Origin of the sequence: Xanthomarina sp., assembly GCF_035306705.1 — a bacterium.
Lineage (GTDB): Bacteria > Bacteroidota > Bacteroidia > Flavobacteriales > Flavobacteriaceae > Xanthomarina.
Genome location: NZ_DATGNO010000082.1, coordinates 1 through 2753 on the forward strand (window position 1 = coordinate 1; position 2753 = coordinate 2753).

Sequence of the window (2753 nt, forward strand, 5' to 3'; positions counted from 1 at the left end):
TCAAAACCCTAAAGAAGCCGGTAACGATACAAATATCGATTTAATTGGTACAGAGTAAGCCTAAGTATTATAAAAAAACCTAAAGCGTTTTTAATACGTGACTCATCACATTATAATCAGAAATATGTTATTTAAATAAGCTCCCTATATGAGAGTTTATTTCTTTGAAGCAATACCTTATGAAAAAAACTTTATTCCTATTAATAATCGTTCTGACTTCCAATGTAATGGAAGCCCAATTTATAAAAGAAAAATCTATACATGCTAAAATTGGATACGGCTTGAGCGCACCATATAATAGCGTGGACAAGATAGTAGCTACTGGCTTTTTTGCCCAAGGAGAACTGGTACTAAAAGCCACCTCTTGGGTTGAATTTAGACCTTATGCAGGTTTTATTTTGACCAATTCCAATGGGAAAGATTTAAATAATAATCCAACAAATGAAAAGGTGGAATCAAAGGCTTTTTTATTAGGAGGAAAGGCACGAGTTAGAGCACCAATACCTTGGGTAGCTCCTTATGTGGAAGTTGGAATTGGAACTTCTATTGGAAAATTTGAAACATTTACGGCTTTCGATACTATAAACAAAAGTGGCCTAATTTACCACATCCCTTTTTCTTTTGGATTGGAATTAGGACGAAATCATCAGGTGGACTTGGGCTTTACTTATTATTATCAACCAACCGTCCAACAGTACGCTGGCGCATTTGCTCTTGGATTAACATTTCCGTTGAAGTCTAAATAACAAAAAAACTTAAAAACCAAATCAGTGACTATAACAAAAAACAATATAATAGCTAGAGTTTATTGCAGTCTTTAGTCGAAAGTACTAAGATATTCTGTATAAATTATTAATTCCCTTACAAGCATTAATCGTAATTTTGCCGTATAAAACCTAATTTATAAAAATGAGCAAGAAATCTATAGGACAGAAAATACTTCACTTTCCTTTAACCAAAATAATCATTGGAATTAGTGTTGTTATAAGCGTATTTAGTTTTTCGAAAAGTTTTCTAAGCGGAGTTTTTCAAACAGATTTATTGGCGAAAGATGTTATCCATTTAATTATAACCATCATTTCAAGTATACTGTCTGTAGTGGCCTATATCTATCTCTATAAATTTTACGAAAGAAGGGAAATAACGGAATTTTCTACTCATGGAATTGGCAAAAATCTAGCCTTAGGAATTTTACTAGGAGTCCTTGCGCAATCGTTAACAATTTTAGTCATCTATGTCATGGGAGGTTATTCAGTGGTATCCATAAACCCATTTCTATATATCATTCCACCTTTAGCCATGGCCTTTTCTTCTGCCATTTTTGAGGAAATCTTATTTAGGGGTATCATATTTAGAATTACAGAAGAGAAATTGGGTAGTTACATAGCCTTGGTAATTTCTGCTCTCATTTTCGGAGGCTTACATCTTGCCAATCCAAACAGTTCGTTAAGTGCTGGAATTGGACTGGCTATTCAAGCTGGATTACTGCTTGGAGCTGCGTACATATATGCAAGGAACCTATGGTTTCCTATTGCCATTCATTTTGCTTGGAACTTTACGCAAACGGCTATTTTCGGGGCAAGTGTTTCGGGTAACGCCATATCAAAAACCTTAATTACATCCAAGATAAGTGGAGCAGATTGGTTTACAGGTGGACCATTTGGTCCAGAAGGTTCTATTCAGGCTACTTTTTTTGGTCTTCTTGCAGCTATTATTCTTTTGATTTTAAGCCATAAAAAAGGACATATTATAAAACCATATTGGAAAACAATTGCGGCCAATAAAGTATAAAATAAAACTACCCAATAGTGGATCTTATAGGTTCCATGTCCACATACTTTCATTAATTCTTGTATTTGTTCTAAGGTCTGCTCCATCTTTGAAATGTTAATTGGTTTCGTGTAAACATAGCTTTTCATAGATAACCACCTCTTCTCCATTTTAATTACTACAAAAATTAGTTTAATTAAAATAATATTTAGACATTTGTCTAAATAACTAAATAACGAGACAATCAAAATGAATTCTCTATTTAAAGCGCTTAATGATGAAACCAGACGGCAGATTGTAGAACTTTTGAAAGAAGGAGATATGAATGCAGGTGAAATTGCAGATAAATTCCATATTTCAAAACCTAGTATTTCTCACCATTTGGACATTCTAAAAAGAGCAGATTTAATTACCAGTGAGAAAAAAGGCCAATTTGTAGAATATTCTTTAAATACAAGCATCTTGGAAGATTTAATAAACTGGATACTAACTTTAAAAAAATAAACCATGAAACTTAAAAAAGAACTTCCATTAATTGGCATTGTACTATTGCCATTTATCTATTTAGCTTATATCTGGAACCAATTGCCAGAAAAAGTTCCTATGCACTGGAACATCAAAGGAGACATAGATAGGTATGGCGACAAAATAGAACTCTTGTTAATTCCGTTTCTACTGCCTGTTCTTGTGTATGTCATCTTTTTGGTGGTTCCAAAAATAGATCCTAAAAAGAAACTGCACAAAATGGGGAACAAACTTCAAAATCTAAAAGTTTTAATGACCATTTTTATGTCTGTATTGGCTTTATTTATAATTTATTCAGCCAAAAATAACACGTTTACAAATCCCAATTATATCCTATTATTAATAGGCGTTTTATATATCATTCTAGGTAATTATTTTAAAACAATAAAAGCTAATTACTTCATTGGTATTAGAACGCCATGGACTCTTGAAAGTGAAACAGTTTGGAAAGAAACGCA

Annotated in this window: 4 protein-coding genes; all 4 read left to right on the forward strand. The window is 32.8% G+C overall.

The window, feature by feature from the left end; all coding sequences use genetic code 11:
- Window positions 1-179: 179 nt before the first annotated feature.
- Window positions 180-746: an outer membrane beta-barrel protein gene (locus VKY47_RS07295; RefSeq protein ID WP_324311632.1), complete on the forward strand. Its 567-nt coding sequence runs from the start codon at window positions 180-182 to the stop codon at window positions 744-746.
- 163 nt (window positions 747-909) lie between these two features.
- Window positions 910-1791, forward strand: a complete 882-nt coding sequence (locus tag VKY47_RS07300) for a CPBP family intramembrane glutamic endopeptidase (protein ID WP_324311633.1) — start codon at window positions 910-912, stop codon at window positions 1789-1791.
- 222 nt (window positions 1792-2013) lie between these two features.
- On the forward strand, window positions 2014-2274 hold the full coding sequence (locus VKY47_RS07305; protein ID WP_324311637.1) for an autorepressor SdpR family transcription factor: 261 nt from the start codon (window positions 2014-2016) through the stop codon (window positions 2272-2274).
- Window positions 2275-2277: 3 nt separating this feature from the next.
- Window positions 2278-2753: SdpI family protein (locus VKY47_RS07310; protein ID WP_324311635.1), on the forward strand; the 476-nt coding region annotated here is incomplete at its 3' end.